The 21,842-nt window shown below is 69.8% G+C and carries 21 protein-coding genes and 1 pseudogene; 12 read left to right on the top strand and 10 right to left on the bottom strand.

Annotated elements, in window-relative coordinates; genetic code table 11:
* Positions 1 to 8: 8 nt before the first annotated feature.
* Positions 9 to 1,355: a ferredoxin reductase family protein gene (locus SD37_RS30060; RefSeq protein WP_044855601.1), complete on the bottom strand. Its 1,347-nt coding sequence runs from the start codon at positions 1,353 to 1,355 to the stop codon at positions 9 to 11.
* 146 nt (positions 1,356 to 1,501) lie between these two features.
* Here SD37_RS30060 and SD37_RS30055 point away from each other — a divergent pair, with 146 nt between their 5' ends.
* Together SD37_RS30055 and SD37_RS30050 are read left to right on the top strand one after the other, a co-directional pair.
* Positions 1,502 to 2,200, top strand: a complete 699-nt coding sequence (locus SD37_RS30055; RefSeq protein ID WP_044855600.1) for a response regulator transcription factor — start codon at positions 1,502 to 1,504, stop codon at positions 2,198 to 2,200.
* The gene (locus tag SD37_RS30050) at positions 2,197 to 3,633 is read left to right on the top strand and encodes a sensor histidine kinase (RefSeq protein ID WP_044855482.1); all 1,437 of its coding nucleotides are present in this window, start codon (positions 2,197 to 2,199) and stop codon (positions 3,631 to 3,633) included. Before SD37_RS30055 ends, SD37_RS30050 begins: the two co-directional genes overlap by 4 nt.
* Before the next feature lie 392 nt (positions 3,634 to 4,025).
* Here SD37_RS30050 and SD37_RS30045 read toward each other — a convergent pair whose 3' ends face one another.
* Positions 4,026 to 4,679, bottom strand: coding sequence for a pyridoxamine 5'-phosphate oxidase family protein (locus tag SD37_RS30045; RefSeq protein ID WP_044855481.1), 654 nt, complete (start codon positions 4,677 to 4,679; stop codon positions 4,026 to 4,028).
* 91 nt (positions 4,680 to 4,770) lie between these two features.
* Here SD37_RS30045 and pdxR point away from each other — a divergent pair, with 91 nt between their 5' ends.
* Both pdxR and SD37_RS30035 read left to right on the top strand, forming a co-directional pair.
* Positions 4,771 to 6,132: a MocR-like pyridoxine biosynthesis transcription factor PdxR gene (gene pdxR / locus SD37_RS30040; RefSeq protein ID WP_044855480.1), complete on the top strand. Its 1,362-nt coding sequence runs from the start codon at positions 4,771 to 4,773 to the stop codon at positions 6,130 to 6,132.
* Positions 6,133 to 6,172: 40 nt separating this feature from the next.
* Complete coding sequence (locus SD37_RS30035) at positions 6,173 to 7,141, top strand: zinc-binding dehydrogenase (RefSeq protein ID WP_065913014.1); 969 nt, start codon at positions 6,173 to 6,175, stop codon at positions 7,139 to 7,141.
* On the opposite strand, the gene SD37_RS30030 is transcribed toward SD37_RS30035, so the two are convergent.
* Positions 7,142 to 7,684 carry a DUF3515 domain-containing protein gene (locus SD37_RS30030; protein WP_044855478.1) on the bottom strand — a complete coding sequence of 181 codons (543 nt, stop codon included), beginning with the start codon at positions 7,682 to 7,684 and terminating at the stop codon, positions 7,142 to 7,144. It abuts the gene before it with no gap.
* Positions 7,685 to 7,703: 19 nt separating this feature from the next.
* Positions 7,704 to 7,937 (bottom strand): Lrp/AsnC ligand binding domain-containing protein, encoded by a 234-nt coding sequence (locus tag SD37_RS30025; RefSeq protein ID WP_005160289.1) that lies wholly within the window; start codon positions 7,935 to 7,937, stop codon positions 7,704 to 7,706.
* A gap of 133 nt (positions 7,938 to 8,070) precedes the next feature.
* On the opposite strand from SD37_RS30025, the gene SD37_RS30020 reads away from it, so the two are divergent.
* Positions 8,071 to 9,027 (top strand): thiamine-phosphate kinase, encoded by a 957-nt coding sequence (locus SD37_RS30020; RefSeq protein WP_044855477.1) that lies wholly within the window; start codon positions 8,071 to 8,073, stop codon positions 9,025 to 9,027.
* A gap of 10 nt (positions 9,028 to 9,037) precedes the next feature.
* On the opposite strand, the gene SD37_RS30015 is transcribed toward SD37_RS30020, so the two are convergent.
* The gene (locus SD37_RS30015; RefSeq protein WP_044855476.1) at positions 9,038 to 9,790 is read right to left on the bottom strand and encodes a GNAT family N-acetyltransferase; all 753 of its coding nucleotides are present in this window, start codon (positions 9,788 to 9,790) and stop codon (positions 9,038 to 9,040) included.
* 58 nt (positions 9,791 to 9,848) lie between these two features.
* On the opposite strand from SD37_RS30015, the gene SD37_RS30010 reads away from it, so the two are divergent.
* Genes SD37_RS30010 through SD37_RS30000 form a run of 3 tightly spaced genes read left to right on the top strand, consistent with a single transcriptional unit; the run spans position 9,849 to position 11,547 of the window.
* The gene (locus SD37_RS30010) at positions 9,849 to 10,319 is read left to right on the top strand and encodes a GNAT family N-acetyltransferase (protein ID WP_044855475.1); all 471 of its coding nucleotides are present in this window, start codon (positions 9,849 to 9,851) and stop codon (positions 10,317 to 10,319) included.
* 8 nt (positions 10,320 to 10,327) lie between these two features.
* Positions 10,328 to 10,849, top strand: a complete 522-nt coding sequence (locus SD37_RS30005; protein ID WP_044855474.1) for a gamma carbonic anhydrase family protein — start codon at positions 10,328 to 10,330, stop codon at positions 10,847 to 10,849.
* 20 nt (positions 10,850 to 10,869) lie between these two features.
* Positions 10,870 to 11,547 (top strand): uracil-DNA glycosylase, encoded by a 678-nt coding sequence (locus SD37_RS30000; RefSeq protein ID WP_037313025.1) that lies wholly within the window; start codon positions 10,870 to 10,872, stop codon positions 11,545 to 11,547.
* 127 nt (positions 11,548 to 11,674) lie between these two features.
* On the opposite strand, the gene rpmB is transcribed toward SD37_RS30000, so the two are convergent.
* On the bottom strand, positions 11,675 to 11,866 hold the full coding sequence (gene rpmB / locus SD37_RS29995; protein WP_007031450.1) for a 50S ribosomal protein L28: 192 nt from the start codon (positions 11,864 to 11,866) through the stop codon (positions 11,675 to 11,677).
* 132 nt (positions 11,867 to 11,998) lie between these two features.
* On the opposite strand from rpmB, the gene SD37_RS29990 reads away from it, so the two are divergent.
* The 4 genes from SD37_RS29990 (at position 11,999) to SD37_RS29975 (ending at position 18,297) form a co-directional block, all read left to right on the top strand.
* A complete protein-coding gene (locus SD37_RS29990; protein ID WP_065913013.1) occupies positions 11,999 to 13,582 on the top strand; it encodes a DAK2 domain-containing protein in 1,584 nt (527 codons plus the stop codon).
* 4 nt (positions 13,583 to 13,586) lie between these two features.
* On the top strand, positions 13,587 to 15,740 hold the full coding sequence (gene recG, locus SD37_RS29985; protein ID WP_044855472.1) for an ATP-dependent DNA helicase RecG: 2,154 nt from the start codon (positions 13,587 to 13,589) through the stop codon (positions 15,738 to 15,740).
* 83 nt (positions 15,741 to 15,823) lie between these two features.
* Positions 15,824 to 16,204 carry a hypothetical protein gene (locus tag SD37_RS29980; protein ID WP_044855471.1) on the top strand — a complete coding sequence of 127 codons (381 nt, stop codon included), beginning with the start codon at positions 15,824 to 15,826 and terminating at the stop codon, positions 16,202 to 16,204.
* On the top strand, positions 16,201 to 18,297 hold the full coding sequence (locus SD37_RS29975; RefSeq protein WP_052675127.1) for a caspase family protein: 2,097 nt from the start codon (positions 16,201 to 16,203) through the stop codon (positions 18,295 to 18,297). Before SD37_RS29980 ends, SD37_RS29975 begins: the two co-directional genes overlap by 4 nt.
* 62 nt (positions 18,298 to 18,359) lie before the next feature.
* Here SD37_RS29975 and SD37_RS29970 read toward each other — a convergent pair whose 3' ends face one another.
* From SD37_RS29970 to SD37_RS29955, 4 genes and pseudogenes are all read right to left on the bottom strand, one after another.
* Positions 18,360 to 18,767 carry a hypothetical protein gene (locus SD37_RS29970; RefSeq protein ID WP_044855470.1) on the bottom strand — a complete coding sequence of 136 codons (408 nt, stop codon included), beginning with the start codon at positions 18,765 to 18,767 and terminating at the stop codon, positions 18,360 to 18,362.
* Positions 18,768 to 18,859: 92 nt separating this feature from the next.
* On the bottom strand, positions 18,860 to 19,426 hold the full coding sequence (locus SD37_RS29965) for a YdcF family protein (RefSeq protein WP_236725144.1): 567 nt from the start codon (positions 19,424 to 19,426) through the stop codon (positions 18,860 to 18,862).
* A 164-nt stretch (positions 19,427 to 19,590) separates the two neighbouring features.
* Positions 19,591 to 20,849: pseudogene (locus SD37_RS29960) on the bottom strand (HNH endonuclease signature motif containing protein).
* Between the two features lie 380 nt (positions 20,850 to 21,229).
* Positions 21,230 to 21,835 (bottom strand): TetR/AcrR family transcriptional regulator, encoded by a 606-nt coding sequence (locus SD37_RS29955; protein WP_044855468.1) that lies wholly within the window; start codon positions 21,833 to 21,835, stop codon positions 21,230 to 21,232.
* Positions 21,836 to 21,842 lie beyond the last annotated feature (7 nt).

The following is a 21,842-nucleotide window of genomic DNA, read 5'->3' as shown; positions in this document are numbered from 1 at the left end:
TCCCTGGCTCAGGCGGCGAGACTGAAACGTTCGGCGTGGACCTGCTGGTTCGGCACGCCCAGTTCACGCAGGCTGCGCAACGTCGCCGAGGTCATCCCGGGCGGCCCGCAGACGAAGACGTCCCGCTCCGTCACGTCCGGCACCAGCCGCAGAAGGTTGTGCGCGCCGAGTACCGGACCGTGCGGACCGGCCTGATCGGACGGTCCACTGAGGACTCGCACGACCGCGCCGCGTGCCCGCGCCAGCCCCGTCAGTTCCGGCAGCAGGACGGCGTCGCGTTCGTCGCGGACGCGGTAGAGCACCACGACGTGCCCGGAGATCTCCTCCAGCAGCGCGCGGATCGGCGTGATCCCGACACCGCCCGCCACCAGCAGCGCGTCCGGTTTCCGTTGGTGCATCGTGGTGAACGCGCCGTACGGTCCTTCGGCGAACACCCGTGTGCCGACCTTCAGCGAACGCAACGACGCGCTGCCGTCACCGGCGGCCTTCGCGGTCAGCCGCAGGGTGCGGCCGTCGGGCGCGGCCGACAGCGAGAACGGATTCGCCTGCCACCAGCGATCCCGGGTCATGAAGCGCCACAGGAAGAATTGCCCGGCCTTCGCGGGCATCTTGTCGAGGTCCTTGCCGGAGATGTACACGGAGACGACGTCGTGGGATTCGGGGACCACGGCGACCACCCGCAAGCGGTGCCGCAGGTTCCGCGCGAGCGGCAGCCCGACCCGGCCGGCGACCACCGAGCCGAGAGCGACACCCCACACCGCCCACCAGTAGGCCTGTGCGCCCGGCGAGGAAGCGAACGACCCGCCCAGCGCGATCTGATGGGTGAACGCCAGCACGACCGCGGCGTAGGTGTACAGATGGATGAAGTGCCAGGTCTCGTAGGCCAGCCGCCGTCGTGCGAAACGCGCGGAAACGGCGCCGACCAGCAGGATGAGCGCGAACGCGACGACCGCGCGCAGGATCCCCTCCAGTTTGGTCACCATCGTGACGAACTCGTCCACCACGCCGTTGTCCTCGACCTGCGCGTAGCCGAAGACGATGAAGACGAAGTGGGCGAGCAGCGTCCACAGGAGGCTGAACCCGGTCCAGCGGTGCCAGACGGTGAGCCGGTCCATGCCGAGACGGCGGTCCAGCCACGGCAACCGGGCGACCAGCAGCAGCTGGAACGCCATCGCCAGCGCCCCGTACAGCCCGGCCAGCCTGCCGATGCTGATGAGGACGTTGTCCGACGGCCCGGCGGCGAAGAAGAGCATGGTCACGGCGGCCACGTTGGCCCCGAGGAAGGTGAAGAGCCCGGCGCGTGCGGCGATCCTGGGACGGATCGCCGGGCGCGGTTTCACGGCGGTCTGCGTCATGGTGGTCACACGTGGTCCCTTCCGGTCCGGTTCAAGTACCGAGCCTGCGGTGCCAACCTGTGACCTTTCTGGGCGGAAGCTGTCGGCTTCCTGTCGTGTGCGCTCCCGCCTCGCCCTCGCGCGCGCGGTCACGGAGGATGGGGTTCGTGCACACCGAGAACCCCGTTCGCCTGCTCGTGGTGGACGACGAGCCGCATATCGCGGATCTGGTCGCCACCGTCGCCCGCTACGAGGGCTGGCAGGCGGTCACCGCCGGATCGGGCGAGGCCGCCCTCGAACGGGCGGCCGAATTCGTACCCGACATCGTCGTGCTCGACCTGATGCTGCCCGGGATCGACGGGTTCACCGTGCTGGACAAGCTCCGCGAGTCCGGGACGGCCGTGCCCGTCGTCTTCCTCACCGCGAAGGACGCGACGGCGGATCGCGTCGCCGGGCTCACCCGCGGCGGGGACGACTACCTCGTCAAGCCGTTCTCCGTCGAGGAGCTGATGGCGCGGCTGCGCGCGGTCCTGCGCCGCAGCAGCAAGCAGGCCAGGACGGCGGCCGTGCTGAGGGTCGGCGATCTGACCCTGAACGAGGACACCCGCGAGGTCGCGCGCGACGGCGAACCCGCCGAGCTGACGCCGACCGAGTACGAACTGCTGCGGTATCTCATGCGGCGTTCGCCCTCGGTGCTGACGAAGGCGCAGATCCTCGACCACGTCTGGGAGTACGACTTCGGCGGGCGGTCCAATGTGGTCGAACTCGTCATCTCGCATCTGCGCCGCAAACTCGACGCCGGCCGCGAACCGCTGATCCACACCGTGCGCGGAGTGGGCTACGTGGTCCGGCAGGCGGCGAGATGACCATGCTGCGCCGGTGGCTCGACGCCTGGCGCCGATCAAGGCTCGGCACCCGGCTGGCGCTCGGGCTCGGTGCGCTGGCGCTGGTCGTGTTCGCCGTCGTCGGCACCGTGATGGTCGGCATCATGAAGGGCTACCTGAACGACCGGCTCGACGAACAGCTCGCCAAGACCCAGATCAGCCAGGTCCCGTCGCTGCGCACCACGCACGGCGGGAAACCCCAGCAGTCCTACGGCTGGTTCTCCGCGGTCTTCGCGGTGCGGGACGGCGACGCGCTGCCGCAGTCGGGCGGTTCGCTGCCGCCGGACACGAAGGCGCTCGAAAAGGTCGCCGAGGACGCGACGCAAACCGAGGTCCTGCGCACCGTCTACATCGAGGACAAGGGCACCTACCGTGTCCGGGCCTGCCCGATCGAGCCCAGCCAGAACATCGTGCTGGTGAGCGCCGCGCCGCAGGCGGATCTGGACCGGACGGTGAGCCAGCTGATCATGGTCGAGGTCGTCGCGTTCCTGCTGGCGCTGGCGGTGCTGGTGATCGCCGGACGGCTGGTGCTGCGGCGCGGGCTGCGGCCGCTGAGCGACATGGCCGGGACCGCGCACGACATCGCGTCGCACGACCTCACCACGAACGCCGATCTCCCGGTGCGGGCACCGGCGAACGGCGGCGGCGCCGAGGTCGAGGAGCTGCGGACGGCGTTCAACGTGATGCTGGCGCACCTCGATTCCTCACTGGTCGCGCGCCGCGAGGCGAACGAACGGCTGCGGCGCTTCATCGCCGACGCCTCGCACGAACTCCGCACGCCGCTGACGTCGATCCGGGGCTACGCCGAGCTTTTCCGCTACGCGGCGGCGAACGAACCCGCCGAACGCGAGGCGCATCTGTCGAAGATCCGTGAAGAGACCGAGCGGATGAGCGTGCTCGTCGACGACCTCCTGCTCCTCGCGCGCCTCGACGCGCCGGAGACCGAAGCGCCGCTGCGCCTGGTCGACGTCGACCTCGCCGAGCTGGTCACCGACGCGGGGGAGGCCTTCGCCGCCGGGCGCCCCGAGCATCCGCTGAGCGTCGGACCGCTGCCGGAAGGTGTTGTCCTGCAAGCGGATCCGGTGCGCCTGCGGCAGGTTCTGGACAACCTGCTCGCCAACGCCGCGGTGCACACGCCGCCCGGGACGGCGGTCACGCTGTCGGCTTCGGCGTCGGACGCGGAATGCGTCCTGCGGGTGAGCGACACCGGCCCCGGCATCCCGCCGGACGCGCGGGACCGGATCTTCGACCGGTTCTACCGGGTCGACACCGCCCGCACCCGCGGCAACGGCGGGACCGGGCTGGGCCTCTCGGTGGTGCTCTCGCTGGTGTCGGCGCACGGCGGGACGATCGAGGTGGAGAGCGAGCCTGGGTCGACGACCTTCACTGTGCGGCTGCCACGCCACCGCCCGTAACCCCCCCAGTGTTCGCTATGAAAGGACCTTTCCTTGCAAAATTTGCAAGGAAAGGTCCTTTCATAGCGACTTTTCCATCCGGGGGTTCCGGGGTGGGGGATGTGACCCTGCTCCCTCGCGACCTGATCAAGGCCCGTCCGCCTTGCCGAAGGGGCGACACCACCACCCGGAACCTGGCGTCGGGCGGGAGCGGGCTGAAGGGCCCCTTCCCCTCATCTCACGCGGCGAAGGGCGCTTTCCCCGCATGCGATGCGGGGAAAGCGCCCTTCAGCCCCGAGCCACAACCAGGTTGGAAAAGGCTCCTCCGGACCCGAGGACGAAAAAGATGTTATGAACGGGACTTTCATAACAAAATTTGTTATGAAAGTCCCGTTCATAACATCCGCGACGGCCTACCCGACCCGTCGCTTCACATGGTCCGGCACCGTCCACTCACTCACCAGGTCGGCCGACGGCTCCGGCTCCCCGAACACGGTCCGCACCGGTAGCACCCCCGCCCACGCGAGATCGGCCGCGACCTCGTCCTCGGGATCGTCGGGACCCTCGCCGCGCATCTTCACCGACGCCTCGGTGAGGTCCAGTTCCAGCACCGAAACCGACGCGAACTCCTTCGCGTTGATGTCCCGCGCGTGTTCCCAGGAACCGGGCGCGAGGTGATCGGTCAGCACGCGAAGGCCGTGCATCTTCCGCTCGGCGTCGGTGACCGCGGTGGCCTTGCCCAGGATCACCGCGCTGCGGTAGTTCATCGAATGGTTGTTGACCGAACGCGCGTAGACGATGCCGTCGAGCAGGGTCACCGTGACGCAGACCTCGACGCCGTCGGAATCGCGCATACTCCGCGCGCCGGTGGATCCGTGCAGGTAGAGCGTGTTCCCGTCGCGGCCGTAGCCGGTCGGGATGACCAGCGGGACGCCGTCGCGCACGACACCGAGGTGGCAGACGAGGGCTTCGTCGAGCACGGCGTACAGCGCCGATCGGTCAGTGAGCGCGCGGTTCTTCTTGCGGCCGAGGGTGGTCCGGCCGGTGGGGGAGAGCGGGGTGGACATGCGAGTAGTCTCACCCACGAGAGTGGCCTGTAATAACGTCCAATTCTCCTATACTTGAGAAGGCCACTTCCTCAGGAGCGCGGAGTACAGCATGTCCGACACCGCCCTGCCGGTCAGTCTCGACCGCGATTCGCTCGTCCCCCTCGCGGTCCAGCTGGCCGACGCCCTGCGCACGGCCGCGGGCGACGGGCATCTGCGCGGTGGCGACAGGCTGCCCTCGACCAGGGCGCTCGCGCACCGGCTCGGCGTCAGCCGCACCGTGACGTCGGCGGCGTACGAGCAGCTTCACGCGGAGGGCTGGATCGCCGGACGTCACGGCTCCGGCACGTACGTCACCACGACACCGCCCGCGGACAGGCCGTCGAAAGGTCCCGTGCCCGGCACCCCCGCCACGCCGCCCACACTGGTCGACCTCACCCCCGGCGTGCCATGGGCCGACGGACTCGAGAAGGCGGCCTGGCGCCGCGCGTGGCGGGCGGCCGCCGACCCGCGCCCGACCTATCGCGAGGACAGGGTCGGTTTGCCCGCGTACCGCGACGCGGTGTCCGAGCATCTGCTGCGGCACCGCGGCCTCGCCGCCGGGACCGTGCTGGCCACCGGCGGCACCACGGCGGCGGTGATCGAACTCGCGGGCGCGGTGCTCTCGCGCGGCGACCGGGTCGCGATCGAGGAGCCGGGTTATCAGCGCGCGGTGCAGGCGTTCCGGCGCGCGGGGCTGGAGGTCGTCGCGGCCGAAGTCGACGAAGAGGGCCTGCGCCCGGACGCCATCCCGGCAGGCGTGCGCGCCGTGTACTGCTCGCCCGCGCATCAGTATCCGCTCGGCAGCCGGATGAGCGCCTCCCGCCGTGTCGAGCTGGTCGAACTCGCCCGCGCCGAGGGCATGCTGGTGATCGAGGACGACTACGACGGCGAGCTGCGGTTCGACGTCGCGCCGCTGCCGTTGCTGGCGGCGCTCGCTCCGGACGTCGTCGCGCATCTCGGGACCACGAGCAAGATCCTGACCCCGGCGCTGGGCGCGGGCTGGATGGTCGCGCCGCCGCAGGTCGCGGCCGCGGTGCTGGAATACCGGGAGGCGACCGGCACCCGTCCGTCGCCGGCCGGGCAGCGGGTGCTCGTCGAACTGGCACGGCACGGAGATCTGGGGCGGCATCTGCGGAAGCTCCGGCGGGAACTGTCGGAGCGCCGGTCGCTGGTTTCGGCCGCGCTGACGTCGGCGGGGATCCCGGTGCTCGGCGACGACGCGGGGGCGCATCTGGTCGTCCCTTGTGGATCGGCGCAAGAGGAGGCGGCGCGGATGGCGGCGGCGGAACGCGCCGGGATCCGGCTCGACGGGCTCGCCCGGCACTTCGCCGGGACACCGACGGTGTTCGGGAACCTCATCGGGTACGCGGGTTGTTCGCGAGAAGCCCTCCAAGCCGCCCTCAAGCCCCTGCTTTCCGTGCTCGGCGGCTGAATCTTGACCTCCAGCAAGGTGGAGGTCATAGCTTCTGGTCATGCATGTGATCAGAGTGTCCCGCTTCGGCGATCCCGGCGTTCTCGAACCGATCGAGCTGCCCACTCCGGACCCCGACGCGGGTGAGCTCCGCGTCGCGGTGACGGCGGCCGGGGTCGGCTGGCTCGACGCCCTCATCCGCCGTGGCGAAGGCCCCGACGTGTTCGCGGTCGAGCCGCCGTACGTGCCGGGCGGCGCGGTGGCGGGCATCGTCGAGGCGGTGGGCGCCGGAGTCGACGAGACCTGGCTGGGCAAGCCCGTCATCACCCACGCGGCCGGCGGATACGGCGGTGGCTACGCGGACACGGTCATCGCGCGGCCCGACGACACCTTCCCGATCCCCGAAGGCCTCGACCCCCAGCACGCGGTGGCGCTGTTCGACGACGGCAGCACTGCGCTGGCCCTGCTGGAGAAGACCCCGGTCGTGGCCGGGGAGCGGATCCTGGTGGCACCGGGCGTCGGCGGTCTCGGCAGCCTGCTGGTGCAGCTCGCCCGTGCGGCGGGTGCCACCGTCATCGCGGCGGTCCGCGGCGCGGAAAAGGCCGCCATCGCCCGAAAACTGGGGGCCGAGCCGGTCGACTACGCGACGCCCGACTGGACCGGCGAGGTCCTCGCCCGCACCGGAGGGCGACGGCTGGACGTGGTGTTCGACGGCGTCGGCGGCGAACTGGGCGCGGCCTCGCTCGCGCTGCTGGAGAACGGCGGCCGGGTCTCCGGCTACGGCATGTCCAGCGGCGCGGAGACCGTGATCGGCGACGCGGACCGGGCCCGGCTGACCATTGTGGACATGGCGCAGCTGGTCGGTTTCTGGCCGGAGACGCCGCGGCGGGTGCGGGAAGTGCTGCGGCTGGCCGCCGACGGCGCGCTGACGCCGGTCATCGGCCGGACGTACCCGCTGGCGGAGGCGTCCGCCGCGCATTCGGACATCGAGGCGCGGCGGTACACCGGCAAGAGCCTGCTCCTGCCCTGATCAGAAGCGCAGCGGTACCGCGGGGAGATTGGCGCCGATGACGTCCGAAACGGTCTGGAGCGGCCCGGTCCCCGCGGTGCCCGGCACGGTGAGCGCCGTGTAGACGGGACGGTCCACCACGAACCACGTGGCGGAGCCCTCGCCCTCGACCTGCAGCCACTGGACGCCGTTGATCGTCCGCAGCTGCGAGGTCGGGGTCAGCTCCGGCGGTTTGCCGAGCCCGCACCGCAGGACCACCGGGTCGCCGGTGCCCCAGCCGACCGTCGCCTCGGGGGCGGGGTCGGCCAGTTTCCGCCGGACCAGGGTGTTCCCGGACGAGGTGAGCTCGTGCGGCAGCGCGCCGATCAGCTTCGCGCAGTCCGGCGAACCCGACTGCGGCGCCGGGACCGGCACGAGCGGGAGAGGACCGTCGGCGGCCGGGGCGTCGGAATCCGCACCGCGGGTCAGCCCGAAGACAGCCACCCCCGCGAGGAGCAGGATCGCCAGGCAGGCGGCCGCGATCAGCAGTGGTTTCGGGGGAGCGCCGGTGTCCGTGTCAGCCACCGGACCACTACACCACCTCTTACAGATGCACGACCGGGCAGGTCAGTGTCCGAGTGATGCCTTCCACGTTCTGCACCTTGGCGACGACGAGCTGGCCGAGCTGGTCGACGGTGTCGGCGGCGGCCTTGACGATGACGTCGTAGGGGCCGGTGACATCCTCCGAACTGGTGACACCGGAGATGGTGGAGATCTCCGCGGCGACCGCGGCGGCTTTGCCGACCTCGGTCTGGATGAGGATGTATGCGTGGACCACGGCGCGCCCCTTCGTAAAAGTCGGCTCAAGGTAGGAACGTTGTAGCAACGTATCGCCAGCCCCGGGAAAAACCTAGGGCATCCGACTATCGGTGATCGACATTTGTCCGGACAAGGGAAAGTGGAGGTGACGGGTGTCACCGAATGACGGCACGGTCGCCGGGACCGGTGAATTCCGGCTGATCGAAGCGGTGACGGCCGGCCGGAAACAGCCGGAGACGACGCTGCTCGGACCGGGGGACGACGCGGCCGTCGTGGCCACTCCGGACGGCCGGACGGTGGCCTCCACCGACGTCCTCGTGCAGGGCGTGCACTTCCGCCTCGACTGGTCCAGCGCCGATCAGGTGGGGCGCAAGGCGGTCGCGGTGAACCTCACCGACATCGCCGCCATGGGCGCCCGCCCGACGGCCGTCCTCGTGGGATTCGCCTGCCCGCCGGACACCGAGACGGCGCTCGTCACCGAACTCACCCAGGGCATGTGGACCGAAGCCGAACGCGCCGGCGTCGGGATCGTCGGCGGCGACATGGTGGGCGCCGACCAGATCGTGATCAGTGTCACCGCGCTGGGTGACCTCGGTGGCCGGGAACCGGTGACCCGGTCCGGCGCCCGGCCCGGCGACGTCGTCGCGGTGTGCGGACGGCTCGGCTGGGCGGCCGCCGGGCTCGCCGTGCTCGGGCGGGGCTTCCGCTCACCGGTCAGCGTGGTCAACGCGCAGCGCTGCCCCGAACCGGATTACGAGGCGGGTATCCGCGCGGCCGACGGCGGCGCGACGTCGATGATCGATGTATCCGACGGACTGCTGTCCGACCTCGGCCACATCGCCGTCGCCTCCGGCGTGGGGATCGACGTGCGGACGGCCGACCTCGACATCCCGAGCAGGCTGACCGAGGTCGGCACCGCGCTCGGCGCCGACCCGCTGAAATGGGTGCTCACCGGCGGCGAGGACCACGCGTTCGCGGCCACCTTCCCCGCCTTCGCCGATCTGCCGGAGGGCTGGACGGAGATCGGCGTGGTGACCATGCCGGATTCGGGGGTCACGGTGGACGGGAAGCCCTACGGACACGACAGCGGCTGGGCGCACTGGCGCTGATCTCACCGGCTCAGCGGGTGGCCCACCAGGTCGATTCGCCGGCGACGGTGAACCCGAGGGATTCGTACAGCGGCCTGCCCAGCCGGGAAGAGGTGAGCGTGACCGGCATCCCGGCCAGCGGAGCGAGGGAGCCGAGCATGACGGCGCGGCCGACGCCACGAGAGCGGAAGGCGTCCGGGGTGCCGACCCAGTAGTGGCTGCCGAAGCCGTCCTCGACGGCGGTGACGCACGCTCCGGCGACCTCGCCGTCGAGCCGCGCCACGAACACCTCGACCCCGGCCTCCCGGAGCAAGGCCATGGGGAACAGCTCGCCCGCGCGGTAGGGCTCGAAGCGGGCGAGTTCGAAGCCCGCGATCACGGCTCGTTCGGCCGCGCGCAGGTCGTCCTCCCCGGTTACCCGCGACACCTCCATCGAAGGTTCGGCGACGGGGGCGGGCGGCCACAGCATGACGGGCATCTGCCAGCTGCGCATGTCCCCGAGGTGGTTGAGATCGGTGGCGCTGAAGGGATCCTCGGCGTCCACCGGGCCGGTCGCCCGCCCGGTGAGGTCGGTGATCTCGGCCACCTCGTCGGCAGTGAGATCGGGTTCCTGGATCAGGACACGCAGGCCCGCGCGCTCGTCACCGGCGACGGCGAGGAAGCCGCGGCGGCGGATCACCTCATGACCGCGGGCGCGGCCGGTCGCGGCCCAGAACGCGGCGGAGTTACGGGCCTGGCGCGAGGGTGCCTCGGCGAGACCGGTGAGGGGGGCTTCGATCGACATGAGCAGAACCTAGCGCTCGGCACCCCCCGCGATCCGGCTTCTCGCTAATCTCGCGTCCATGGACCTTCGCGTGCTGCCCTACGACCACCCCGACGCGGTGAAACTGCTGGCCGAAGCCCAGCTCGAGCTGGCCGCCCGGTACGGCAGCGAAGACGAGACGCCGATGGACGCGGCGCAGTTCGCCCCGCCGAGGGGCTTGTTCCTGGCCGCCTACCTCGACGACGTCCCGGTCGCGTGTGGAGCGTGGCGGTCGCACGAAGGACCGGACCCGCTGGTGCCCGGTGACGCCGAGATCAAGCGCATGTACGTGACGGCTTCGGCGCGGGGCCGGGGGCTCGCGCGGGCGATCCTCGCCGACCTGGAGCGGACGGCCACCGAGGCCGGGCGGCTGCGCATGGTGCTGGAAACCGGGCACAAGCAGCCGGAAGCCATCGCGCTGTACCGGTCGGCGGGTTATCGGGAGATGCCGGGCTTCGGGTACTACAAGGACGAGCCGGAAAGCATCTGTTTCGGCAAGCCACTGGTCTAGGAGAACGCATGCCGATCTACGCACTGGGCGACCTCGAACCCTCGATCCACCCGGACGCCTACGTCCATCCCGACGCGACGGTGATCGGCGACGTCCGGATCGGGGCGTTCGCGTCGGTCTGGCCGCAGACGGTGCTGCGCGGCGACCACGGCCGCATCGAGATCGGCGAGCGGTCCAACGTCCAGGACGGCTGCGTCCTGCACTGCACCCGGCAGGACCCGACGGTGATCGGGAAGTCGTCCGCCGTCGGGCATTCCGTGCACATCGAGGGCGCGCGGATCGGCGAGGGCTGCCTGATCGCGTCGGGATCGGTGGTGCTGAACGGAACCGTCGTCGAGGACGGCGGGATGGTCGGCGCGGGCGCGGTTCTCTCCTATGGGTCCCATGTGGACAGTGGGCAGATCGCGCTCGGCGTCCCGGCGAAGACGCGGCCGAACACGTCGTTCGGGCCGGACATGATCAAGCTCGTGGTCGACGGCTATGTCGAGCGTGCGGCCCGGTTCAGGGTCGAACTCCGCCGTATCGGGTGACGTGAGTAAGCTCGCACGCCGTGACCGCACGACCGCTGCAGGACATCGTCGAAGCAGGCTGGGCGCAGGCCCTCGAACCGGTGGCGCCGCAGGTCGCCGCGATGGGGGAATTCCTCCGCGCGGAGATCGCCGCGGGCCGGACCTATCTCCCGGCGGGTGAGCATGTGCTGCGGGCCTTCCAGCAGCCGTTCCACGACGTACGGGTGCTGATCGTCGGCCAGGACCCGTATCCCACGCCGGGGCACGCCGTCGGCCTGAGCTTCTCGGTGGCGCCGGACGTCCGGCCGATCCCGAAGAGCCTGATCAACATCTACAAGGAATATTGCGAGGATCTCGGGCACCCGTTGCCGTCGAACGGCGATCTGACGCCGTGGGCGGACCAGGGTGTGCTGCTGCTCAACAGGTCGCTGACGGTGCAGCCCGGGAAGTCGAACTCGCACCAGGGCAAAGGCTGGGAAGCGGTCACCGAGCAGGCCATCAAGGCCCTCGCCGCGCGGGACGAGCCGATGGTGGCGATCCTGTGGGGCCGCAACGCGCGGAACCTGAAGCCGATGCTGGGGAAGGTGCCGTGCATCGAGTCGGCCCACCCGAGCCCGCTCTCGGCGCACGCCGGTTTCTTCGGCTCGCGTCCCTTCAGCCGGGCGAACCAGCTGCTGGAGCAGCAAGGCTCCGCCCCCGTTGACTGGAAGCTCCCCTAGCCTTTTCTCGCGTTTAGTCCTCTGGATGCGGTCCTTTGCATGCACAAGTACCGCATCCAGAGGACTGAACGCGCATAAAAAATGGCGGGTGCTCCGAAGAGCACCCGCCATTCCCCAAAAACCCGGCTCAGCCGCGAACGACCTTGCCCGCCTTGATGCACGAGGTGCAGGCGTTCAGGCGCTTGCGCTGGGACAGACCGATCTTGGCGTGAACAGTCTGGATGTTCGGGTTCCACCGGCGGTTGGTACGCCGGTGGGAGTGCGAGACCGACTTGCCAAAGCCCGGTCCCTTGCCACAGACGTCGCACACGGCAGCCACGTCGAACTCCTCTGGATCTGGGACAAAGAATGACGCGCCCAGCATGCTGGGCAACTCGACCATAGTAACCAGTGGCTCAGAGACCTCCGGCACCGGGTCGATACCCTCGCTGGAACAGCTAGGAGGTTACAGGTGCGGGTGCTGGACGTGGCGGCGGTGTCGGCCTGGTCGGCGGCCTGTGTGCACAGCCTGTCGGTGCTGCGGCCGGCGATCGACGGCATCAACGTCTACCCGGTCGCCGACTCCGACACCGGCTCCAACCTGCTGTTCACCATGACCGCCGCTCGCGACGCGCTGGCCGGGGCCGAGCCGGAGGACACCGCCGAGGCGCTGTCGGCCTTCGCCAAGGGCGCGGTCGCGGCGGCCAAGGGCAACTCCGGCGTGATCATGTCGCAGGTCATCCGCGGGATCGCCGAATCGGCGGCGACCAGGGACCTCGACGGGCCAGGGCTCGCGGAGGCGCTCGGGCTCGCCGACCAGGCCGCCACGGGTGCGGTGAGCCGTCCGGTCGCCGGGACCATTTTGACCGTCCTCCACACCGTCGCCGCGGCCGTCCGCGGCGCGACCGGGTCACTCGAAGAGGTGGCCGCGACAGCGGCGAGCGTCGCCGCCGAGGCCCTGGAAGAGACCCCGAAACAGCTTCCCGTCCTGGCCGTGGCCGGGGTGGTCGACGCGGGCGCCCGCGGCCTCGTCGCGGTCCTCGACGCCCTTTCCGGCGTGATCTCCGGCGGCGCCACCGAACCGGAACATCCGCTCGAGGTGCACCACAACCACGCGACCGAGACACCGACGGCCTGGGAGGTCATGTACCTCCTCGACGGCGTCGACGAGGAACGCCTCCCCGGCCTCCGCAAGACCCTCAGCGGGCTCGGCGACAGCGTCACCGTGGCCGGTGACGGCGCGGGCGGCTTCGCCGTCCACGTGCATTGCGCGGACATCGGCGCGGCGCTGGAGGCCGGGATCGAGCTGGGCCGTCCCCGGAAAGTCCGGGTCGAGCCGCTGATCACCCCCACCCCGGTCGAGGTCGGCGGCGGCATCGACCGTTCGGTGGTCGCCGTGGTCCACGGCGGGCCGCTGGCCGAACTGCTGCGGGCCGAGGGGGGCGCGGTGCTCTCCGTGCCGCCGGGGGTTTCGCCGACGGTCGAGGAGATGCTGGGCCTGATCAACGAGGCCGCCGGTCACCACGTCACCGTCCTTCCCGGTGGCAAACGGCTGACCGAGGCGGCCGACGCGGCGGCGGGCCACGCGATGGCCGCGGACCGGGACGTCGTCGTCATCCCGTGCGTCTCGCCGGTCCAGGTGCTGGCCGCGCTGGCCGTGCACGACCCGGACCGCCGCACCAACGACGACGTGGTCGCGATGGCCGAAGCGGCGGCCGCGACCAGGCGTGGCGAACTGCGGATCGCGCAGGAGGAGTCGCTAACCTGGGTGGGCCGGGCGCAGGCCGGTGACGTCGTCGGCCTCGTCGACGGCGAGGTCGTGCTGATCGAGCCCGCGCCCGCCTCGGAGACGAACCTGGTCGCGGCGGCGGTCAGCGTGCTGAACCGGATGCTGGCCCTCGGCGGCGAGCTGGTCACCGTGCTGACCGGCGTCGACGCGCCGGTCCGGCTGCCCGGCGAACTCGCCGATCAGCTCCGCCTGGAACATCCCGAGATCGAGCTGACGAGTTACGCCGGCGGCCAGTCCGACGCCGTGCTGCTGATGGGGGTGGAGTGACCGCATGACGAACCTGCGCGCGGACCTCAAACTGGTCGTGGGCGCGTCGACGGCGAAGGCACTCGCCAACGGCCTCAAGATCGAGACGGTCAGCGACCTGCTGCGCCACTATCCCCGACGCTACGCCGAACGCGGCCAGCTCACCGACATCGCCGGACTCGAACTCGGTGAGCACGCGACCGTGATGGCGCGGATCGAACGCGTCAACAAGCGCCGGATGAAGTCCCGCAGCGGCACCTTGCTCGAAATGGTGATCACCGACGGCAAACGCCGTCTGCAATGCACGTTCTTCAACCAGGCCTGGCGCGAAAAGGAACTCGTCCCCGGCAAGAACGGGCTCTTCGCGGGCAAGGTCACCGCCTTCCGCGACGTCCTCCAGCTGGCGAACCCCGAATACGAACTGTTCGACGCCGAACGGCAAGCGGAGGCGATGGACGACTTCCTCGCCGAGATCATCCCGGTCTATCCGGCGGCGCAGGGCATCCCGACGTGGGTGATCGCCAAGGCCGTCCGGCAGGTGCTGGACGTGCTGGAGGTCGACGAGGACCCGATGCCGACGGAACTGCTCGCCCGGTACGGCCTGCCCGGCCTGGAAAGCGCGCTGCGCGGCATCCACCGCCCGTCGAGCTGGGAGGCGCTGAACTCCGCGCGCCGCAGGCTCAAATGGGACGAGGCCATGGCGGTGCAGCTGATCTTCGCGCAGCGCAGGCATTCCCTGGTCTCCCGGCCCGCGAAAGCCTGCCCGCACACCGACGGCGGCATCCTCGACGCCTTCGACAAACGGCTCCCGTTCGAGCTGACGTCGGGCCAGCGTGAGATCGGTGACGAGATCTCCCGCGACCTCTCGACCGAGCATCCGATGAACCGGCTGCTGCAGGGCGAGGTCGGCAGTGGCAAGACCGTGGTCGCGCTGCGCGCGATGCTGCAGGTCGTCGATTCCGGGCGGCAGGCGGCGCTGCTGGCGCCGACGGAGGTGCTCGCCGCGCAGCACGCCCGCTCCCTGCGCGAGATGCTCGGCGAGCTGGGGCAGGCGGGCGAACTCGGCGCCGCGGAGAACGCGACGAAGGTGACCCTGCTCACCGGCTCGATGGGCGCCAAGGAACGCAAGAAGGCGTTGCTGGAGACGGTCAGCGGCGAGGCCGGAATCGTCGTCGGCACGCACGCGCTGATCCAGGACACGGTGTCCTTCGCGGACCTCGGCCTGGCCGTGGTCGACGAACAGCATCGCTTCGGGGTGGAGCAGCGGGACGCGCTGCGCTCCCGCGGCGCCGACGACACCAGCCCGCATGTCCTCGTCATGACGGCGACGCCCATCCCGCGCACGGTCGCGATGACCGTCTACGGCGATCTGGAGATCTCCGCGCTGCGGGTGATGCCGGTGGGCCGGTCGCCGATCAAGACGTCGGTGGTGCCGGTCGCGGAACGGCCCGCGTGGCTCGACCGCGCGTGGCAGCGGGTCCGCGAGGAATGCGGCAAGGGACACCAGGCCTACATCGTCTGCCCGCGAATCGGCGACGAACCGGCGTCGGACAAGGGCGACAAGCGACCGGCGCTCGCTGTCCTCGACGTCGCGCCCGAGCTGGCCGAAGGACCGTTGAAGGGGCTGAAGATCGGGGTCCTGCACGGCCGGATGCCCGCCGACGACAAGGACGCCGTGATGCGGGCGTTCTCCCGGGGTGACCTGGACGTGCTCGTCGCGACCACCGTGATCGAGGTCGGCGTCAACGTGCCCAACGCGACCGCGATGGTGATCATGGACGCGGACCGGTTCGGCATCAGCCAGCTGCACCAGCTGCGCGGCCGGGTCGGCCGGGGCAGCGTGCCGGGGCTGTGCCTGCTGGTCACCGAAACCCTGGACGGGACGACGACCCGGGAGCGGCTGGCCGCCGTCGAGTCCACGACGGACGGTTTCGAACTGTCCAGAATGGACCTCGAACTCCGCCGCGAGGGCGACATCCTCGGCGCCGCGCAGTCGGGGAAGAAGTCGACGCTGAAACTGCTTTCGCTGCTGCAGGACGAGGACGTCATCGCCGAGGCGAGGGCCCGCGCGTTGGAAATCGTCGAACAGGACCCGGCTTTGGGGAATTACCTGGGACTCGCGCATATGATCGCCGACGTCGTCGACGAAGATCGCGTGGAGTACTTGGAAAAAAGCTGACGTGAAGATCTCTGCCCGATCGGACCTTGCCGCCGGACGGGCCGGGAGGTTTCCTCGATCCGTACGGGTGAGGGAGGCCGGTTATGACGTCAGCGGTGCGGGTCCAGCTGGGTGAGGACGGGGCCGACGCCGAGCGGGTCGACCAGCTCGCCGGGTACCTCCGAGGGGAACTGATCGAACGCGGGCTCCCCGACGTCAAGGCGCTGCCCGCCGGCGCGGCGCCACCCGGCTCGCGCGGATTCGACGTGGCGACCGCGGGCGGTCTCCTGGTCACGCTGGGGAAGTCCGCCGACGGCCTGCGTTCGGTGGTGACGGCCGTGCGGGAGTGGCTTTCGCGCGGCGGACGGGTGAAGCGGACGGTACGGCTGGAGATCGACGGCGACGTGCTGGAGCTGTCCGAAGCGAGTCTCAGCGACCAGGACAAGCTCATCGATCTCTTCGTGAGCAGGCATTCGGCGTCATGACCGGCGAGCGGCGTGCCCTGATCATCGCCAACGGGGAATACGACAACCCCGGGCTGAGCGCGCTGCGGTCCCCGGCGGCCGACGCCGAGGCGCTCGCCGAGGTCCTCGCCGACCGCACGATCAGCGATTTCGACGTCCAGGTCGTCCGCGACGAGACGGCGCACGTGATCGCGGGCCGGGTCGAGGATCTCTTCGCCGACAGCGCGCCGGACGACGTCCTGCTGGTGCATTTCTCTTGCCACGGCTTGAAAAGCGAGTCGGGTGAGCTGTTCTTCGCCGCCCGCAACACCCGGCCGGAACGGCTGGCGTCGAGTGCGGTGCCCGCCGATTTCGTCCAGCGCTGCATGCGGATGAGCCGCTCGCGCAGCATCGTGCTGCTGCTGGACTGCTGCTACGGCGGCGCTTTCAGCCAAGGGGTCGCGGTGCGCGCCTCCGGTGAGGTCAACGTCCTCGACGCCTTCCCCGGCGGCGGTTTCGGCGGCCGCGGCCGTGCGGTGATCACCGCGTCGAACTCCATCGAGTACGCCTTCGAGGGCGACAACCTCGCCGACGACCACGCGCGGCCGTCGGTGTTCACCTCGGCGCTGGTCGACGGGCTCCGGACGGGGGACGCGGATCGCGACGAAGACGGCTGGATCGCGCTCAGCGAGCTTTACGACTACCTGTTCGACAGCGTCCGCGAGCGGAACCCGAACCAGACGCCCAGCCGCGACATCGAAATGCAGGGCGAGCTGTACCTGGCCAGGAGCAGGCGCCGCCGGATCAAACCGTCGCCCGTGCCCGCCGATCTGCGCGCGGCGAGCGAGGATCCGAACATGTTCACCCGCCTCGGCGCGGTGACGGAACTCCAGCGACGGCTGGCGAGCGACAACCTCTCCGTCGCGATCGGAGCCCACGAAGTCCTCACCACGATGGCGCAGACCGACATCCAGCACATCGCCGACGCGGCGGACCTGGCCCGGCAGGAAGCGAGGGTGCGCACCGAGCCCGACGTGGTGCGGTTCGGCGAGGTCGTCCGTGGTGCGCGGCCGGTGGCGCGGATCCGGCCGGCCGGGCCGCCGATCGCGCGGGCCTGCCGGTTCGCGTCGTCGGATCCCTGGCTGCGGGTGACCGAAGTCGCCGACGGGGCCGAGATCTTCCTGGAGCAGGCGGAGATCGGGGCGTTCGAAGGGCGGGTCACGGTGACCGGGCCGACGGGCGAGGTCGTGGTGCGGGTCGAGGGCCGGATCATCCAGGAACCGGAGACGCGCCCGGAGCCAGAACCTGAACCTGTGCCTGTCGCGGAGCCAGAACCTGCGCCGGTGCGTGTCGCGGCACCGGAACCTGTGCCGGAACCGACGTTCGCACCGCCATACCGAGCCATGGCGCCGCGGCCGAAGCTCGGCATGATGGCCGGTGTCGCCGGTGTGCTGGCACTCGTGGCCGCGCTGTACCTGCTGGTCGTGATCTTCACGCTCAGCGACAGTGTCGAGGAGTTCTTCGAGGACGGCGGCTGGATCGCCCTGCCGCTCATCGCTTTCGTGACCGGTGCCGGAGTCGCGATGCTGAGGGTGAAGACGAGCCGCGCGGTGGGCCCGGGGATGCTGTGCGGGCTGGCGCTGCTCTCGTCGATCCCGTTCGGCCCCGTGCCCTTCGTCCTCGCCGACGGATGCGTGCTCCTCGCGGCCGTTTGCGCGGTGGTGGCGATGTGGCGTGACCCGGGTTTCCGGCTCGGGATGGGCAAACCCCGCGACCGTTTCGCCGTGGCGGCCATCCTGCTCGGCGTCGTCGGCACGACCGGGCTGATCGTGGAGGCCGCCGAGCTTTTCGACTACTCGTCGAGCCGGGCCGACGAGGGCGCGCTCTACCTCGTCGTCGCGGCGCTCTTCCTGATCGGGACGGTCCTCGGCGCCCTGCTGCGCCCGGATGCCTTCGGAGTCGCCCTGCTCGCCGGTGTGGCCGGTGGCGGCATCGTCATGGTCTGCGCGCTGTACTTCGCGCTCCCGAGCAGTTCGTCGGTGACCGGGGCGGGCTGGGGCATCGGGCTGGGCGCCACCCTCGCCCTCGCCGTCCTCGCTGTCCTGGCCGCCCGCAAGGTGACGGCGGAGCACTGACGATGGCCACGATCCGGGCCGCCTGTGGGCAGCGGACGAGCGCGCCCAGCGGTTCGCCCTGGTCAGCGGGTGAACCAGGCGCGTTCCTCGGGTTTGTTGAGCGTGACGATGATGCCGATCGCGATGCCCATCCCGATGAGCTGGGTGATCGGCCCGCCGGTGAACAGCCCGATCGCCGCGATGACGACGGTCAGCCCCTCCACGACGATGACCGCCGTCCGTACCCAGGGCGCCCCACGGGAAATCCGCACCGCGCTCGCGATCAGCACCGCGGCGACCACGAACCCGAGCAGCGCAAGCACCAGTGGCAGACCGGCTTCTTCGTTGCCGTGGTCGAGTTCGTTGATCGCGAGGGAGGTCACGAGCGCGCTGACGAGGATGTTGAGGACGGCTTGAAGCCAGAGGAAGCCACGGACGAATTTGAGCTGACGCGGCATTTCCTGCGGCCGGTTGCGGACTTGTTCGGTCATGACGGCTCCCTCTCTGGACGCGAAGGGAACAGTGTGGGGCCTGAAGTCGTTGCCGTTGACGGCAAAACTGCCGGTGATGCCGTGGCGGCCGGCTAGAGCGAGACCTTCCGTTCGTCGTCTTTGAGGCGGCGGAGCGTCCACAGTCCGTACAGCGCCAGCAGCGGTTTGACGATCAGCCACTCGCCGGGATGGTAGTCATCCGCGAGCACGAGCCTTTCGGCGAGATCAGGGCGCTGCCGCCGCAAGTACGCGCGGGCTTTGAGCGCGTGAGCCGGCTGGGAGGCGATCTTGATGCGGTCGACGTCCTCAAGCAGCGGGATCACGTTCGTGACGTTCTCCCATGTCGTTCTACTTTTGTCTTCGAGGAACACTGTGCCGTCGAACCTGAGCACGGACTTCGCGTAGTCAGCCATCAACTGGGCCTCCGCGGCGCCGGTGCCGGTCGCGCCGCCGCTGAAAATCACGCGCGTTTCCCGCCCGTTGGCGGCGATAGAGCGAAGGCCGGCACGCACTCGCCAGCGGTTGATGAAGTTCGCCGTCGGTTGGGGGTTGCGGTACCCCAGCACGACCACCGCCTCGGAGACGCCCCCGCTGTGCCCCACAAGAGTTCGAGACCAACGCCAGCTCAACCATTCGCCCCAGCCCAGGGCTACTGCCACGGCTACCGTCAATCCTGTCCGCCGTCTCATGCGGCGACTCTAGGGCCCCGGTATTGAGCGGCTAAGACAACGCACGCGTCGGCTGGCTGCGGTTTGAGGGTGTAGGCAGGCCGAGGGGCCCGTCGCCGGTGTGGCTGGCGCGGGCTCCTCGGGTGATGCAGGGGTCAGGCGGCGGCGCGGTGGAGGGTGTTGCGCCGGGTTTGTCGTAGCGGGTCCAGATATTGGGGTGGAATGAACTCGGGTAGCCCGTCGGCGGCCATGCGGACTTGCCAGTCGCCGTGGTGGATCAGCCGGTGGTGGAACCCGCACAGCAACGTGAGATTCCGCAGGTCAGTAGGTCCGCCGTCTGCCCAGTGGTGAATGTGGTGGGCGTGGCAGTTCTTCGGCGGCCGATGACAGCCCGGGAACGCGCAGCCCCCGTCGCGGATGTTCAACGCCCGTCGCTGGCCGGGAGTGACGAACCGTCTCAGACGCCCCACATCCAGCGGCTCACCGGCGGCGTTCAGCACCACCGGCAGCATCAGGCAGTCGCAGGCCGCCATCCGGGCCTCGCGGGCGGTCATCGTCCGACGTAGTCCACACAGGCGGTGCCGAGACCCGACTTCAACTCATCCAGGCCGATGGTGACGTGCACCAGCGTCCGGTAGCCGGAAGTGCCCGGCTGGTCCGGGCAGGCGATCGCCAGGTCGACCAGGTCCACCCACGCATCACCCAGGCGTTCGGGTTTGGTCCGCAGATCGGCTTGGCCGAATTCGTCGACCGGGCGCGGTGACGCATACGCCTCCAAGGCAGCGGCGGTGCGGGCACCGGCTTCGTCGTCGAGGAGGCCGTTCAGTTTCCAGAAGCCGTCTTTGCGGCGTTCCAACGTCAACTCGCGGCGGGGCTGTTTCGGTTCGGGCTCTTTCGGCTCGGCGCCGTCGGGGTCGAGCCAGCCGAGTAGGTTCTGTTCGGCTTCGGCCAGTTGCCGGGGACCGGCGTGCCGGGCCAGCTCGGCTAGGGTCTTATCAGCGTGCTCCCGGTCCTCCACCGATGTATCGAGAGGGAGGTTCGCCAGGAAGGTCAGGATCTGATCGATCCGCTCGTCCCCGACCGCCCCCTCAGCGGCCGCAGCCGCGGTAGCAGGTGCCAAGGGCGGAAGCTCGGTCCCATCCAAACCACGCGTAGGATTCAACGCGATCGCCCGATTCACCACCGGCCGCGCCTCACCAAAGGAAAGCCCCGCCACATCAGCGAACCATGTGGCCGTCGAACCATACCCATACAAGTCTTTCGCGCCCCGAGACTCGATCTCCGCCAAATACCGCCCCAGCCCGGCGGTAGCGACCCTGATCAGCCGCAGAAACTGTTGCACGCCATGGGCAAGCTCCAGCTTGCCAGCGCGCCATAACTCCTGCGGCAACTCGGGAAGGATCGTCTCGGACACGACTCCATAATACCGCAAATAGTCGAACACGTGTTCGTAATTTTGCGTAACCATGAAACGGCATCCATAACACCGATGGATGGCGCATCGACTAGGTTCAATACGGTGCGAAACAATGCATTTAGGGGTCCTAACGGAATGATCGTGGGTATGGTTTGATGTCGTGTCTCGATCGTTGTGTGAGGGGTGGGCTGGTGGGGCAGCGGCGGAGCGTCGGCATCGCGCCGGTGCGGGGGCGGCCCCGGTCACCGCGAAGACATCCACAAAGGCTTCCTCACCCTCGGCTGCGCCATCATCTGCTGGCGCCGACTCAAAGCCACTCATTGCATTTAGTCGACTAAATGCGGAAGTCATCCCCGCGAGAGATCGCGTTTAGCCGGCTAAACGCGACCCACGAAAGCGCCCTCCCGGACAGCGACAGCCACCGCCCGTGCCGTGACCCGCGCGTCCGCGACCGTCACGCCTTCCCGCGACAAGAAAAGCCGGTAGAACACCGGCCCGCACACCGCCCGCACCACCTCGGCCCCATCGGTCCCGGCGGGGGCCTCGCCCCGCGCGACGGCCCGCTCCATGATCGGCGTCATCCGTTCGTGCCGGTCCTGATAGAACCCGTGCAGTGCCTCGGCCGCCTGCGGGGACTGGAACGCCGCCAGTACCGACGCCGTCGGCAGTTCCTTCAGTGTCGGTTCGGTGAAGTAGCGCACGACCTCCGCCGCGATCTCGTACAGGTCGTCTTCGAGCGATCCGGTGTCGGGCGCCTTCCAGTCGTCCTCCGCGCCCATCTGCAGTGCGGCGGCGACGAGGCCGTCCGGTGACGACCAGCGCCGGTACACCGTCGTCTTGTGCACGCCGGATCGTTCGGCGACCGCGTCCACGGTCAGTGCGCTGAACCCGCGTTCGGCCAGCAGGTCGAGGGTGGCGTGCAGGACGGCTTGGCGGGTCCGCTCGGTGCGGCCGCCGGGCCGCTGGGTGCCGGAGGTTGCCAATTGCGAC

Source organism: Amycolatopsis orientalis, assembly GCF_000943515.2.
GTDB classification, from domain to species: domain Bacteria; phylum Actinomycetota; class Actinomycetes; order Mycobacteriales; family Pseudonocardiaceae; genus Amycolatopsis; species Amycolatopsis orientalis.
The sequence above is the reverse complement of the archived record's forward strand: the minus strand, read 5'-3'. Positions and strand labels throughout refer to the sequence as shown.